Origin of the sequence: Streptomyces changchenzhani (assembly GCF_039766235.1) — a bacterium.
GTDB lineage: Bacteria > Actinomycetota > Actinomycetes > Streptomycetales > Streptomycetaceae > Streptomyces.
The window spans coordinates 153,623-167,565 of record NZ_JBDHNH010000012.1; the positions used below are offsets into that span (position 1 = coordinate 153,623).

10 protein-coding genes, 1 pseudogene and 1 riboswitch are annotated in these 13,943 nt (G+C 71.6%); of the genes and pseudogenes, 2 read left to right on the forward strand and 9 right to left on the reverse strand.

Features of this window, described 5'->3' with window-relative positions; all coding sequences use genetic code 11:
- Positions 1 to 36 precede the first annotated feature (36 nt).
- A complete protein-coding gene (locus ABCR94_RS32410; protein WP_347124307.1) occupies positions 37 to 1,179 on the reverse strand; it encodes a DUF2330 domain-containing protein in 1,143 nt (380 codons plus the stop codon).
- A gap of 346 nt (positions 1,180 to 1,525) precedes the next feature.
- On the opposite strand from ABCR94_RS32410, the gene ABCR94_RS32415 reads away from it, so the two are divergent.
- Positions 1,526 to 3,604: a bifunctional glycosyltransferase 87/phosphatase PAP2 family protein gene (locus ABCR94_RS32415; protein WP_347124370.1), complete on the forward strand. Its 2,079-nt coding sequence runs from the start codon at positions 1,526 to 1,528 to the stop codon at positions 3,602 to 3,604.
- Positions 3,605 to 3,673: 69 nt separating this feature from the next.
- On the opposite strand, the pseudogene ABCR94_RS32420 reads toward ABCR94_RS32415, so the two are convergent.
- Both ABCR94_RS32420 and ABCR94_RS32425 read right to left on the reverse strand, forming a co-directional pair.
- Positions 3,674 to 4,027 (reverse strand): annotated as a pseudogene (locus tag ABCR94_RS32420) (MMPL family transporter); the annotation flags it as partial.
- 253 nt (positions 4,028 to 4,280) lie between these two features.
- Positions 4,281 to 5,525, reverse strand: a complete 1,245-nt coding sequence (locus tag ABCR94_RS32425) for a cytochrome P450 (protein ID WP_347124308.1) — start codon at positions 5,523 to 5,525, stop codon at positions 4,281 to 4,283.
- A gap of 235 nt (positions 5,526 to 5,760) precedes the next feature.
- Here ABCR94_RS32425 and ABCR94_RS32430 point away from each other — a divergent pair, with 235 nt between their 5' ends.
- Positions 5,761 to 6,930, forward strand: coding sequence for a steroid 3-ketoacyl-CoA thiolase (locus ABCR94_RS32430; RefSeq protein WP_347124310.1), 1,170 nt, complete (start codon positions 5,761 to 5,763; stop codon positions 6,928 to 6,930).
- Positions 6,931 to 7,066: 136 nt separating this feature from the next.
- Here the strand turns inward: ABCR94_RS32430 and ABCR94_RS32435 are convergent, their stop codons facing one another.
- The 6 genes from ABCR94_RS32435 to ABCR94_RS32460 all read right to left on the reverse strand — a co-directional run bounded on the left by ABCR94_RS32435 (position 7,067) and on the right by ABCR94_RS32460 (position 13,829).
- Positions 7,067 to 7,885: an ECF transporter S component gene (locus tag ABCR94_RS32435; protein ID WP_347124312.1), complete on the reverse strand. Its 819-nt coding sequence runs from the start codon at positions 7,883 to 7,885 to the stop codon at positions 7,067 to 7,069.
- Positions 7,882 to 9,507, reverse strand: a complete 1,626-nt coding sequence (locus tag ABCR94_RS32440) for an ABC transporter ATP-binding protein (protein ID WP_347124314.1) — start codon at positions 9,505 to 9,507, stop codon at positions 7,882 to 7,884. Before ABCR94_RS32440 ends, ABCR94_RS32435 begins: the two co-directional genes overlap by 4 nt.
- Positions 9,504 to 10,634: an energy-coupling factor transporter transmembrane protein EcfT gene (locus ABCR94_RS32445; RefSeq protein ID WP_347124316.1), complete on the reverse strand. Its 1,131-nt coding sequence runs from the start codon at positions 10,632 to 10,634 to the stop codon at positions 9,504 to 9,506. The genes ABCR94_RS32440 and ABCR94_RS32445 overlap by 4 nt, the downstream gene beginning before the upstream one ends.
- Complete coding sequence (locus ABCR94_RS32450; protein WP_347124372.1) at positions 10,631 to 11,293, reverse strand: SCO2322 family protein; 663 nt, start codon at positions 11,291 to 11,293, stop codon at positions 10,631 to 10,633. Before ABCR94_RS32450 ends, ABCR94_RS32445 begins: the two co-directional genes overlap by 4 nt.
- Positions 11,293 to 12,528, reverse strand: coding sequence for an SCO2321 family membrane protein (locus tag ABCR94_RS32455; protein WP_347124317.1), 1,236 nt, complete (start codon positions 12,526 to 12,528; stop codon positions 11,293 to 11,295). The genes ABCR94_RS32450 and ABCR94_RS32455 overlap by 1 nt, the downstream gene beginning before the upstream one ends.
- A gap of 109 nt (positions 12,529 to 12,637) precedes the next feature.
- Positions 12,638 to 12,710, reverse strand: a riboswitch (cobalamin riboswitch).
- Positions 12,711 to 12,779: 69 nt separating this feature from the next.
- Entirely contained in the window at positions 12,780 to 13,829 is a 1,050-nt protein-coding gene (locus tag ABCR94_RS32460; RefSeq protein ID WP_347124319.1) for a Strvi_7410 family MBL fold metallo-hydrolase, read from the reverse strand.
- Positions 13,830 to 13,943: the final 114 nt, after the last annotated feature.

The following is a 13,943-nucleotide window of genomic DNA, read 5'->3' on the forward strand; positions in this document are numbered from 1 at the left end:
ATCCTGCCGTACGCGCCCGGGCCCGCGTCGGGGGCGTCAGGACAACGGAGGCGGCACGTACACCGGCGGCGGGGGAGTGACCGGGCGGCGCCCCCGGACCCGTACGACCAGCAGAGCGGCCACCACGAGCACCAGTAGCGGAACACCGAAGGTCATCAGCCACACCGGCACACCGCCCGCCGTCCACAGCACCGGGTCGTACACGACCTTCCGGAACGCGGTGTCGGCCTCGGCCGGGCGGAACCGGTGGTCGCCCGTGATGCGTTCGGGCTGCGGGAAACTCTGGTCGACGGCTGTCAGGAACGCGCCATCGCCTCCTGTCAGATCTCCGACCGGGCCTTCGCCCTCGACCTTGCCCGCGAACAACACCTCGGGTTCCAGGCCGCCGATCGCGGTACGCGGCTCCATGCGGTGCGCGGCCAGTACGTACAGGCCCAGGGACTGTGGGGTGTCCGCGAGGCGCGACAGGCGCATCGGGTAGACGAGCTCGGTGCTGGGGAACCGCATCCGCAACGGGTCCAGGGTGCCGCGCAGAGCGGCGTCCTCGGCGTCCTCGGGTGCGAGGCGTACGGCGACGTACTCCCACTTCTGCTTGACGTACGGCCGCAGTTCGGCCGCCAGCGCGTCCGGCAGCTCGAAGCCGTTCCTTTCCAGCCAGCCGCGCAGGGCCTTCGGGTCGGTGGCGGTCAGCCGCGCCACGTCGAACGGGCCGAGGCGTTCACGGCCGACGACACCGACACCGCCCGCGCCCGCCCGTGGTGCGCCCGCGCCGTCGGACTCGCCGCCGGCGAACGGCCAGTCGTCGTCGCGTGGCCAGAAATAGGGGCGGTCCCGGTGCTCGGGCGCGGTGAGGGTGTCCAGCTCGTCGAAGAGGGCGCGGTCGCCGAGTTCGACCGTGGCCCGGCCGGGCACCGGCATGATCCAGGCGGCCTCGGGGGCGTCCCCGTCCACCGTCAGGCTCATCACGATCTGCTCGGTGCGGCCGTCCCAGTGCACCACCGACCGTTCCTCGTCCACCCGCATGCCGGAGCCCCTGGACGGCACCATCGCGCCGCAGCCACAGGCATATGCGGGGACGGCCAGCGAGCCGAGCTGGAGGGCCATGAGGAGCAGGGCCACCAGCAGCGCCCGATGTCGCACCCCCTCCCTCAGCCCGGATCTCGCCACTGTCCCTGTCATCCTCGTCATCCTCGTCATCCCCGTGTCCCTCCGTGGTGCCGTGCCGTTGTGTCGTCGGCAAGACCTCGGACGCCGCGGTCGGGTGCGCGGTTCCGGCACTCGCGCGGGGCTGTCCGGGCGCCCCCTTTGTGATCCATGTCGCGGAGCTGTGGCGGAACGATCCGCGATGCACCATCGTCCTTCGGACAAAACTGGATGACAGTCAGGCGAAGTGGGGGTTGCCTGCGTCTTGCGTGCAGGGCAGTGCGACGCTCTACGCACTATTGAACAGGTGTGCAGGCAAAGGTGGGAGGGGCAGCGCGACGTGGCGAATGCGGAGCAGGGCGGACCGGGCGGGGCGCTCGGTATGGGGAGCAGGGTCGGAGCGGCCAGAGTCGCACTGTGGGCGGTCGTGGCGATCCTGGCCGTGCGGCAGATCGCGACAGTGCTGCGGACCCCGCCCGGCGAGCGCCTCACCGACCTGGAGACCTGGATCGGTGAGCGGGGCGTGCTGCATGTGGCGGGCTCGCTCTACGACTCCGACCGCTTCACCGGTACGCCCTTCGCGGGTCTCGTCCTGAAGCCACTGGCCCGCTCGGCCGAGCAGAGCCTCGGCGTCGCCTGGACCTTCGGGACGCTGCTGCTCGTCGCCGTGCTCGGCGTCGTGGCCGCCCGTGCGCTGCCGGGGACCGTGTCGCGGCGTACGGCGCTGCTGGCGGCGCCCGTCGCGATCAGCCTGCTGATGCTGTCGCTGCCCGTACGCAACACGCTCCACCTCGGCCAGACCAGCATCATCCCGGTGCTGTTCGTCCTCCTGGGCTGTTTCCAGGCGCGCGGCGAACGCAGCTCCGGCATCCTCATCGGCATCGCCGCCGCCCTCCAGCCCACCATGCTGCTGTTCGCACCGCTGCTGTGGCTGACCGGCCGCAGACGGGCGTCCCTCACCTCGGGCATCACCTTCGCCGCCTCCTCGGCGCTGGCCTGGGCGGCGCTGCCGCAGGACTCCTGGATGTACTGGGTGCACCACGTGGCGGGCGCCGGTCTCGGCGCGCGCCCCGACAGCCTCGCCAACCAGTCGCTGCACGGCGCGCTGCTGCGCCTCGGCCTGGAAGGCCCGCTGGAGATCGGACTGTTCCTGCTCCTCGGCGCGGCCGTCGTCGTGCTCGGCCTGCGTCGCGCCGTGCGCTACGCGAAGGACGGGCAGCTGCTGCTCGCCGTCGCGATCACCGGCTGTGTCGCGGTCGCCGTCTCACCGACCGCCTGGCAGCACCAGCTGCTGTGGGTGCTGCTCGCGGTCGTCGGCCGGGTCGGCAAACGGGCCTCCGACCGGATGGTGTGGCCCGCGGCGGTCGTCCTGGTGATGACGCTGCCCGGCGAGATGCTGCTGCCCAACATGACGGTGCTGAACCCGGTCCGCGACAACGTCCTCCTGGTCGTGGCGCTCGTGGCCGCCTGCGTGGTGCCCTTCGCGTCGCGGACCTCCCCGTACTGGCTCCAGCCCATCGCCACCGACTACGCGAAGCCGGTGGCGTCGCGGTGGAACTGGGTGCCGCTGGTACCGGTCTGGCGTCGGCTGCTCTCCCGCCCGAACCTGCTCCTCGAACTGCTGCTGATCCGCGTGGGCTACTCCGCGTACTCGCATGTGCGCCTCGCCGCGACGAGCGGCCGTCCCACCGCCGAGGAGAACGCCAGGAACATCCTCTCGGTGGAACAGTTCCTGCACATCGACATCGAGCACTGGTTCAACCAGCTGGTCGTGCGCAACGGCTGGCTTGAGGACTTCTTCAACTTCTACTACACGTCGTTCCACTTCGTGCTGCCGCTGATCGTCCTCGGTGTGCTCTACGTCCGGCGCCCCGCGGACTACCGCTGGGCCCGCAGCTCGCTCGGTTTCGCGACCGTACTCGCGCTGGTCGGCTTCTGGTTCTACCCGCTCGCACCGCCGCGCCTGATGGAGGGCCTCGGCTTCGTCGACACGGTGCACGGCCCGCAGGACTTCGCCAAGCCCGACTACGGGATGATGACGGAACTCACCAACCAGTACGCGGCGATGCCCTCGCTGCACTTCGGCTGGTCCCTGTGGTGCGGCCTGACGGTGCTCATGATCGCGCCCAAGCTGTGGATGAAGCTGCTTGGCCTGCTGCACCCGCTGTTCACCATCTGCGCGATCGTCGGCACGGCCAACCATTGGGTGCTGGACGCGGTGGGCGGCGCGGCGGTGGTCGGAGCGGGCTTCGGCCTGACGTACGTGCTGTGCGGTCCGCGGAAGCTGATGAAGGTGCCGAAGGTGCCGGGGGTGCCGGGGGAGGGGACGACGTCCGTCCCGTCGGTGCCGGAGAGCAGGATGGGGGCGGACGGGGGCGCGTCGACCGCATCGCCCGCGCCGGTCTCATCGGCCGAGAGCGTGGACGCGGAATCCGACGCGGGCGTCAGTACGTCGAAGTAGTCGAGCAACGGGGTCGGACGCGATCCCGCGCAGGCCCGGTGTGGTGGCGGGCCAGGGCGCCACGCTCGTCTACTGAGGCGGGCTTGGGCATCCCACGGTGGGTGGCGTGGGCGACGCGTCCTTCGGGGCCTCCTCGCGCCGCTCGTCCCCGTGGCCCGGCCACCAGGCCGCGTGGCCGATGAGGGCCGTGAGGGCCGGGGTGAAGATCATGGCCATGACGAAGGCTGCCACCGCGATGCCGAAGGCCAGTGAGAAACCCATCTGGGACAGCGTCGAGTTGCCCGCCAGCATCAGGGTCGCGAATGTGCCTGCCAGGATGAGGCCGGCCGAGCCGATTGTGGGGCCCGAGTGGCGGATCGCCGTACCGGCCGCGTCGCGGGGGCTGCGGCCCGCTCGGGCTTCCTCGCGCAGGCGCGAGACCATCCCGCGACGGCGGCCACCACCCGGGCGAGGATGATCCACCAGGGACGACGGACCACGAACCGGCCCAGACCTGCGAACATCGGCTATTGCCTCTCCTCGCCCCCGAGGCGGATCGTCGCGTTCCGCCAGGATCCGTCGGGTCGGGAGAGTCCGCCACTGGGGGTGCAAGAGAGTGGACGAGAGCGGAAGAGAGACGAGTGGCAGGGGCGGGGCGTGGGGTTGCCCCCGCCACTCGGGTTCGGCCCAGGCCGCCTCAGCCGCGGCTGACCTGGAGTTCCTTGATGCCGTTCAGCCAGGCCGAGCGCAGGCGGCGCGGGTCGCCCACGAGGGTGAGGTTCGGCAGGGCGTCCGCGATCGCGTTGAAGATCAAGTTGATCTCCAGTACGGCCAGTGACTTGCCCAGGCAGAAGTGCGGGCCGCCGCCGCCGAAGCCCAGATGCGGGTTGGGGTCGCGGGTGATGTCGAAGGCCTCCGGGTTCTCGAAGACCTCGGGGTCGTTGTTGGCCGAGGAGTAGAAGATGCCGACCCGATCGCCCTTCTTGATCGCCTGGCCGCCCAGTTCGAGGTCCTCGGTGGCGGTCCGCTGGAAGGAGACGACGGGCGTCGCCCAGCGCACGATCTCTTCGGCTGCGGTCTCCGGGCGCTCGCGCTTGTAGAGCTCCCACTGCTCGGGGTGGGTGAGGAAGGCGTGCATGCCGTGGCTGATCGCGTTGCGGGTGGTCTCGTTGCCGGCCACCGCCAGCAGAATGACGAAGAAGCCGAACTCGTCGGTCTGCAGGTTCCCTTCGCCCTCCGCCGCGACCAGCGTGGACACGATGTCCTTCGCCGGACACTCCTTGCGGGCGGCGGCGAGGTTCATCGCGTACGAGACGATCTCCATGGCCGCCTCGGTGCCGACCTCCTCGGTGATCGCGTACTCCGGATCGTCGTACGCCGCCATCTTGTTGGACCAGTCGAAGATCTTGGTCCGGTCCTCCTGCGGTACGCCGATGAGCTCGGCGATGGCCTGGAGGGGCAGCTCGACGGCGATGTTGGTGACGAAGTCGAAGGTGCCGTCGTCCTTGGCGTTCGCGAGCGCGGCATCGACGATCGAGCGGGCCCGGTCGCGCAGGGTGCCCTCCAGCGACCGGATGGCGCGGGGCGTGAAGCCGCGCTGCACGATCTGGCGGACCCGGGTGTGCTCGGGCGGGTCCATATTGAGCATGATCAGCCGCTGTGCGTCGATCTGGTCGCGGCTGATCGACTCGTTGAAGCGGATGATCGCGGTGTTTGTGGTGGAGGAGAAGAGTTCCGGGTGCGTGGAGACGTATTTGACGTCCGCATGCCGGGTAACCACCCAGTAGCCCGCGTCGTCGAAGCCGGAGATGCCGTGCGGCTGAGCGCACCACCACACCGGGGAGGTCTGCCGCATCTGTGCGAACTCCGGGTGGGGAACCCGGGATTGGAGCAGGTCGGGGTCGGTGAAGTCGAACCCTTCGGGCAGCGCGGGGCAGTGCATCGGCAACTCCATGTCTGACGGACCATCAGAAGTTGCCCGGAATGTAGTAACGAGTTCTACAAGTGGCAAGGGATTTGGCGCCAACTGTTGCGTGCGCGGTGGGCGCATACCGCGTGCAGGGCCCTTGCGCTACAGGGGTGCCACTCATAAGACTGAGGCAAGAACTAGAACGCGTACTAGTTCCAAGCCTGCCGTGGGCGCCGGGACGTCCTACGGGTAAGGAGAGGACGAGCTCATGGCCGCGGAACCCGTCATTGTCGAAGCTGTACGGAGCCCCATCGGCAAGCGCGGAGGCGCGCTCGCCAACCTGCACCCCGCCTATCTGCTGGGCGAGACCTACCGTGAGCTCCTCGGCCGTACCGGAATCCAGGCCGACTGCGTGGAGCAGATCGTCGGCGGTACGGTCACCCACGCCGGCGAGCAGTCCATGAATCCGGCGCGCAATGCGTGGCTCGCCATGGGACTGCCGTACGAGACCGCAGCGACCACCGTGGACTGCCAGTGCGGGTCTTCGCAGCAGGCCAGCCACATGGTCGCCAACATGATCGCCGCCGGGGCGATCGACGTCGGGATCAGCTGCGGGGTCGAGGCGATGTCACGGGTGCCGCTGGGGAGCGGGTCCAAGCATGGTCCTGGCAAGCCGTTCCCTGAGGAGTGGAACGTCGACCTGCCCAATCAGTTCGAGGCGGCCGAGCGCATCGCGCGCAATCGGGGGCTGACGCGTGAACGCGTCGACTCGCTGGGGCTGTTGTCGCAGGAGCGGGCCGCGGTGGCGTGGGGCGAGGAGCGCTTCAAGCGCGAGACCTTCGCCGTGCAGGTGCCGACCACCGAGGAGGAGCAGGCGGCCGGGCAGGGCATGTGGCGGCTCGTCGACCGGGACGAGGGGCTGCGCGACACCTCCATGGAGGCGCTGGGGCGGCTCAAGCCCGTCATGCCGACGGCTGTGCACACCGCGGGCAACTCCTCGCAGATATCGGACGGTTCGTGCGCGATCCTGTGGGCGTCCAAGCGGATGGCGCGGGCGCTCAAGCTCAAGCCGCGGGCGCAGATCGTCGCCCAGGCGCTGGTCGGGTCGGATCCGCACTTCCATCTGGATGGGCCGATCGACGCGACTCGGGCCGTGCTCGGCAAGGCGGGGATGTCGCTCAAGGACATCGACCTGGTCGAGATCAATGAGGCTTTCGCGGCCGTGGTGTTGAGCTGGGGGCAGGTCTTCGAGCAGGACCTGGAGAAGGTGAATGTGAACGGCGGGGCGATCGCGCTGGGGCATCCGGTGGGGGCGACCGGGGCGCGGCTGATCACTACGGCGTTGCATGAACTGGAGAGGCGGGACAAGGAGTTCGCGCTGATCACTATGTGTGCGGGTGGGGCGTTGGCTACGGGGACGATTATTCAGCGGTTGTAGCGGGAGTGGGGCGGGCGGGTGGTGGGTGCGGGTCGGTGGGGTGTCTGTGGCTACTGCCCGGGCTCGTCGAGGTCCAAAGACCTGTGGGCCGCCTCACCGCGCCGCGGCATTTTCGTCACCGACAGCGATACGGCGCCTACGCCTTTGTGTCGTCGAATGTGACCGCCGCCTCGAACGCGGCCCGGCGCGTGGCCCGCCGCAGCGCCTTCAGGACCGTCGCGCCGATGGTGAGGGTCAGGGCGATGGTGAGGACGGCCCGGCCCAGGTCCCAGCCCAGCGAGGTGGCCGCGCAGTACGTGAGGAAGCGGACCAGGTTCTCGTGCAACGGGTCGCCGGGGCGGAAGGAGACACCGGAGGAGAGCCCGCCGATGTACGTCCACCCCTGGAGGTTCATGATCGTGCCGTAGAGGAAGGCCGCGGCGCAGCCGTAAGCCGCCAGCATCAGCAGCTCGGCCCGGCCGCGCAGCCGGTCCGCGCCCGGCAGCAGGCCCGCGCCCATCGTGAACCAGCCCATGGCCAGCATCTGGAACGGCATCCACGGCCCGACACCGCCGGTGAGCAGCGCGGAGGCGAACATCGTCACCGAGCCGAGGACAAAGCCGAAGCCGGGCCCGAGCACCCGCCCGCTCAGCACCATCAGGAAGAACATGGGCTCCAGGCCGGCCGTGCCCGCCCCGAGCGGGCGCAGCGCGGCCCCCACCGCGGCCAGTACGCCCAGCATCGCAACGGCCTTGGCGTCGAGCCCGGAGTCGGCGATGGTCGCCACGACGACCGCGACGAGAAGCGGGAGCAGTGCGGCGAAAAGCCACGGCGCGTCCCTGGAGTGGGCGAGGCCGGACGCGGAGTCGGCGAGCAGCGGCCAGCCGAAGGCGATCACCCCGATCACGCTGATGAGCAGCAGCGCGACGACGGCCCGTGGGCCCAGCCGTACGGCCCGGGGACCTTGTCTGCTCATGCGGCGGCCTCGGGGCCGGCGGCCAGTGCGTCCCGTACTTGCGAGACCGTGAGCCACTTCTGCGGCGCGAGGATCTTCGCGACCTGCGGGGCGAACGCGGGTGAGGACACCACCACCTCCGGCGTCGGCCCGTCGGCGACCACCTCGCCGTCGGCGAGGATCACCACCCGGTGCGCCAGTTCCGCCACCAGCTCCACATCGTGCGTGGCCAGCACGATCGCGTGGCCGTCTGCAGCGAGCCCGCGCAGGATCGTGACCAGGCGGGCCTTGGCCGCATAGTCCAGGCCACGGGTCGGCTCGTCGAGCAGCAGCAGCGGGGGCCGCCCGGTCAGTACGACGGCGAGGGCCAGCGCGAGCCGCTGCCCCTCCGACAGGTCCCGCGGATGCGTGCTGTCCGGTACGTCCGGGAGCAGCGCGGTCACCAGCGCCCGGCAGCTGCCCGCCTCGGCGCCGGTGTCCCCGTCGGCTGCCGCGCACTCGGCGGCGACGGTGTCGGCGTACAGCAGATCGCGCGGCTCCTGCGGTACGAGCCCGACGCGGCGGATCATCTCGCGCGGCGGGGTGCGGTGCGGGACCTTCCCACCGACGCGGACCGAGCCCGACGTCGGCTCGTGCATGCCGACGAGCGCACCCAGGAGCGTCGACTTCCCCGCCCCGTTGCGGCCCATCAGCGCCACGGTCTCGCCCGGCCGCACCGACAGCGTCACCCGGCGCAGCGCCTCGGTCCGCCCGCGCCGCAGCGTCAGCGCGTCGGTCTCGGCGACGGGTGGGGCGGGCGGGGGCTCGGGCGCGGCGGCGGGCGCACGGTCCGCGAGGCGCTCCCGCAGGGGGGCGGCCCGGCGGCGGGCGTCCCGTACGGACAGCGGCAGCGGGTCCCAGCCCGCGAGCCGCCCCAGCGCCACCACCGGCGGATGCACCGGCGACACGGCCATGACGGCGGCGGGCCCACCGAGGACGGGGGCCTGGCCGGGGCCGGGCAGCAGCACGACCTGGTCGGCGTACTGCACCACCCGTTCCAGGCGGTGCTCGGCCATCAGTACCGTCGTCCCCAGGTCGTGCACGAGGCGTTGCAGCACGGCAAGGACCTCCTCGGCGGCGCCGGGGTCCAGGGCAGAGGTGGGCTCGTCGAGCACCAGCACCTTCGGGTGCGGGGTGAGGACCGAGCCGATCGCGACGCGCTGCTGCTGGCCGCCGGAGAGTGTGGCGATCGGGCGATCGCGCAGCTCGGCGAGCCCGAGCAGGTCCAGGGTCTCCTCGACCCGGCGCCGCATCACGTCCGGCGCGATGCCGAGGGACTCCATGCCGTACGCCAGCTCATCCTCGACGGTGTCGGTGACGAAGTGGGCCAGCGGGTCCTGGCCGACCGTGCCGACGAGGTCGGCCAGTTCGCGGGGCTTGTGGGTGCGGGTGTCGCGGCCGTCGACGGTGACCCGGCCGCGCAGGGTGCCGCCGGTGAAGTGCGGGACCAGGCCGGAGACCGCGCCCAGCAAAGTCGACTTGCCGACTCCGGACGGGCCGACGAGCAGGACCAGTTCACCCTCGGGCACGGTGAGATCGACGCCCTGGATCGCGGGCGCGGCGGCGTCGGTGTAACGGACCGACACATTCTCGAACCGGATCACTGGGCTGTCTCTTTCTCTGGGGCAGTTACAACCGCTGCCAGCTCCCTGTGCACCGGCGCCACGAACGCGGGCAGCAGGCCGATCACTACGGAAGCGGCCGGCCACAGCGGGAACTCCGGCGCGACCAGCGGCACGACACCCGGGTGCAGGGCCACCGGGTCGTAACTGCCCGCCCAGATCATCAGCCCCCCGACCGCCGCACCGGACGCGGCCACCAGCCACGCGCGCGTGCCCCACAGGTCGGGCCGGTAGCGGGTACGGATGCTGCGCCGGCCGCCGAGCCGCAGGCCCGCCATCGCGGCGAGCAGCCCCACGGCGAGCACCGGCAGCCCGAACGCGGCGCCGTCCGCCGCCAGTAGCCCGTACGAACCTGCGCACACCCCGAGCAGCCCGCCGATGGTCAGCGCGGTCGTGGTGTGCCGCACGGCGGGCGGGACCTGGGCGCTGCGCCCGTAGCCGCGTGCGTCCATCGAGGCGGCCACCGCGACCGACCGCTCCAGGGCGCCCTCCAGGACCGGCAGCCCGACCTGGAGGACGGCCTTGATGCCGCCCGTGGAGCGCCCGCGCAGTCGGCGCGCGGTCCGCAGGCGCAGGACGTCGGTGACCATGTTCGGCGCGAAGGTCATCGCGACGACGACGGCGACCCCGACCTCGTACAGCGCGCCGGGCAGCGACTTGAGCAGCCGGGCCGGGTTGGCGAGCGCGTTGGCTGCGCCCACACAGATGAGGAGCGTGGCGAGCTTCGCGCCGTCGTACAGGGCGAAGACCAGTTGCTCGGCCGTCACCCGGCCGCCGATCCGCACACCCTTCGCCCAGTCGGGCAGCGGCACCTCGGGCAGCGTGAACAGGGTGTGGGTGCCGGGGATTGGTGAGCCGAGGAACACCGAGAACAGCAGCCGGATCCCGATGACCGCCAGGCCGAGCTTGACGAACGCGCCGTACGAACGGGCCCACGGCGCGTCGGTGCGGCGCGCGGCGACGACGTAACCGGCGACTCCCACCAGCAGCCCGAGCAGCAGTGGATTGGTGGTCCGCGAAGCGGCGGTGGCCAGCCCGAGCGCCCACAGCCACCAGGCCCCGGCGTGCAGGGCGTTGCTGCGGTTCGCCTCGGGCGCGCGCAGGGTCACGCTCGTCCGCGGCGGCGCCGGGCCTGCCACACACCGGCCGCGCCGAGCGCGAGGACGGCGGCGAGGCCGACCAGGATGCCGGCGGAGGGGCCGCCGTCGTCGGGGGTGTTGTCGGACGCCGGGGCCGTCTTCTTGCCGCCGTCGGCCGACACCTGGTCCCCGCAACCCGCCTTCGGGTAGCCGGAGATCGCGCACAGCAGCGCGTCGCTGTTGTACCGCAGCGGCTTCGCCACCGCGGCGAGCGCCTCCGCGCTGGTCGCGTCCGGGCCGATCCGGGCGCAGGCGGTGCGCACTGGGGGAGGCCGCTCGGCCCCGGGTGCGTCGGCCACCGTACCGAAGTCGATGACCAGCGCGACCCGCTTGGTGTTGTCCTTGGCGGGGGTGGCACCGCAGATGGCCCCGAAGTCCCCTGCCGCGCGCGGCTTCGCGGCGTCCCCCGAGTCCTGGCTCACGGCGAACCGGAAGCCCTGGACATCACCGTCGGACGGCCGCGCGGTGGACGGGCCCTGGGTGGCGTACGTCCACTTCTTGCCGTCGTCCTGGTCCCAGAACGACCAGTAGCGGTACCCGGTCGCCGCTTGCGCGGACCCCGCCCCGCCCAGCACCGCGAGCGCGGCGCACAGGGCGAGGAGGAGGGCGACCGGGCGGGTACGCGTGATCACCGCTGCCGGTTCTTCTTCTTGCGGCCGCTGAACAGGATGCCCGCGCCCGCACTGGCGACGAAGACGATGCCGACGATCCACCAGGCGCCGAAGCCGGAGCCGTCGTCGTCCTTCTTTGCCTCCGGCTGCTGTACGGACTCGGGCGCGGGCCCGGTCGCGTTGAGCGCCTTGACCAGGTCGGCGCCGCCGAAGGACTTCGGGTCGGTGCCGGTCGCGTGCGCGGCGAAGATCAGCTGGGCGTACGCGGCGGGCCCGCTCTGCTTCGCCCAGCCGGCCGAGTTCTTCTCCAGCCAGGTCAGCGGCTTCTTCGCCTGCTCGGCCCCGCCCTGCGCGGCCAGCGCGACCACGGCGTCCGCGGTGTTGCCGAAGTCCGGCAGCGGCTTCGCGTCCTCGGCGCCGGGCATGGGCGGAGTGTCGAGGTGACCGGACTTGGCGAGCGTGGCGGCCAGGTACGCGGCGCCGTTGGCGGTCGTCATCTCCGGGGTCGGCTTGCCGCCCTGGGCGCACTGCGCCTTCTTGCCGCCGTCCTTGCCCTCGACGACCAGGCCCTTGCCGAGCCCGCCCAGCACGGCCGCGGCCGTCGCGTCACCGTTGGGCGCGAGCTTCCCGGCCTTGTCCGGCTGGTACGCGAACGCCCCGCCGCCCGTCTTCGCGTCGCACGGGATGGCGAAGGTGACGAGCGCGTCGTACGGCGACCTGTCCTTCTGCGACTTCACCTCGCCCGGCTTCTCGCCCGCCGCGGCCAGCGCGCCGATCACGATCGACGTGGAGTTGGAGTCGGTCGGGGCGCCGGGGCTGTAGCTCCAGCCGCCGTCCTGGTTCTGCGTGGACTTCAGCCAGTCGACGCTCTTCTTCACGGCGGAGTCCTGCCCGCCGAGCGCGCTGAGCGCCTGCACGGCGGCCGCGGTGGCGTTGCTGTCCACCATGGTCTTCGCGTTGCACGGCTCGGTGGAGTCGGCGCGGTACGCGGGGAAGCCGCCGCTGTCGCACTGCTGCCCGACCAGCCAGCTCACGGCCTTCGCGGCGGGCTTGACGCCCACCGTGTCCTGGGCGAGCAGGGCCAGCGACTGCCGCCAGACACCGTCGTACATGGGGTCCGTCTTGCCGTACAGCCCGGAGGGAATCACGGGCTTGGGCGACGGAGTGGGCGCCGCGACCGCCACCGGGCCGGCGGCTGCGCAGAGAACGGCGGAAGCGGCGAGCACGGTGGCTGCGCTGCGGCGAAGGGTCATGACGGGCGGGGGCCTCTCCTGCTGGCGGAGCCGGGCACAAGCACGCAAAACCACGCACCGGGCGCCGGCCCCGTATACCTCGACGGTGCCGAGCCAGTCATGCCGGACCGGGTGTTCCGACTCACCGTCCAAGAGGGCGGATCACGGTTGCGGGTCAGCGCCGGATTCGCACCGGCTTCCCCCTGTGCGGGCATGATGACGACTCGCACACTCTACCGGCCCGTAACGTGCCCGCTCCGTACCTGGTCCCCTTACACCGCCTGGTAGGTGAGCGGGTCGCTGCCCATCACCGGCTCCGCCAGACCCAGTTTCACCAGGCGGCGCAGATGCGCCTCCGCCTCCGAGACCGCGATGTTCCTCGACCCGTACGGGATCTGCTCCCACGGGCGGTTCCACTCCATCCGCTCCGCGATCTGCCACGGGGTGAGCGGGGTGGCGAGGAGGGTGCGCAGGCCGGTCAGGCGGTCCTCGTGGTGGTCGAGGAGTTCTCGTACGCGCGTGGGGGCGTCGGTGAACGCGTGCTGGTGGGCCGGCAGGACCTCGGCGGGGGCCAGCCGCCCGATGCGCTCCAGGGAATCCAGGTAGTCGCCCAGGGGGTCGGTGACCGTGGCGTCGTCGGGGTCCTCGTACAGGCCGATGTGCGGGGTGATGCCGGGGAGGAGGTGGTCGCCGGAGAAGAGGCGGCCGTTGCCGGGGAGGTTTGCCGGGTGGGCCTCGTCGAGATGCAGGCAGACATGGCCCGGAGTGTGGCCCGGCGTCCAGATCGCACGCAGCCGGCGGCCCGCCAGCGGGAGCAGGTCGCCGGGGACGATCTCGCGGTCGGGGAGCGCGGCGTTGAGGCCGGGCAGGGTACGGGTGCGACCCGACTCGCGGGCTGCGCGCAGCGGCGCGAGGTGCTCCTCGGGGGCGCCCGCGGTGGTGAGCTTCTCGGTGATGAAGTCCAGCCAGGTGCCGGGCTTCGCACTGCGGGTGCGGCGTACGACGTCGGTGTCGGCGGCGTGCATCGCGATCCACGCACCCGATACGTCCCGCACCTGGCCGGACAGGCCGTGGTGGTCGGGATGGTGGTGGGTCACGAGCACGCCGTGGATGTCGACGACGGCCACATCGAGCGCCGCGAGGCCCGCGACCAGGGTGTTCCAGGACGTCGGGTCGTCCCAGCCGGTGTCGATCAGGACCGGGCCCTCGTCGGTGTCGAGCAGGTGGACCAGGGTGTGGCCGAGCGGATTGTCCGGGATGGGCACCTTGATGGACCAGACGCCTCCGCCGTGTGCGGTCACCTGGTCGGTCACCTGCGTCATGGGGGCCTCGTCTCGGTCGGGTACGGGCGCGGCTGCCGGTCGCACGGCGGCGTTCGGTAGCCGGTCGCCGTCGGGCTTCACCCCACTATAACTAGAACCCGTTCCAATCGATGC

What these genes read in the sequence shown, in the direction of transcription:
- ABCR94_RS32410 (WP_347124307.1), bottom strand. Translation starts at nt 1,179, where the DNA reads ATGACAGGGACAGTGGCGAGATCCGGGCTGAGGGAGGGGGTGCGACAT.
- ABCR94_RS32430 (WP_347124310.1), top strand. Translation starts at nt 5,761, where the DNA reads ATGGCCGCGGAACCCGTCATTGTCGAAGCTGTACGGAGCCCCATCGGC.
- ABCR94_RS32460 (WP_347124319.1), bottom strand. Translation starts at nt 13,829, where the DNA reads ATGACGCAGGTGACCGACCAGGTGACCGCACACGGCGGAGGCGTCTGG.
- ABCR94_RS32435 (WP_347124312.1), bottom strand. Translation starts at nt 7,885, where the DNA reads ATGAGCAGACAAGGTCCCCGGGCCGTACGGCTGGGCCCACGGGCCGTC.
- ABCR94_RS32415 (WP_347124370.1), top strand. Translation starts at nt 1,526, where the DNA reads ATGGGGAGCAGGGTCGGAGCGGCCAGAGTCGCACTGTGGGCGGTCGTG.
- ABCR94_RS32425 (WP_347124308.1), bottom strand. Translation starts at nt 5,525, where the DNA reads ATGCACTGCCCCGCGCTGCCCGAAGGGTTCGACTTCACCGACCCCGAC.
- ABCR94_RS32455 (WP_347124317.1), bottom strand. Translation starts at nt 12,528, where the DNA reads ATGACCCTTCGCCGCAGCGCAGCCACCGTGCTCGCCGCTTCCGCCGTT.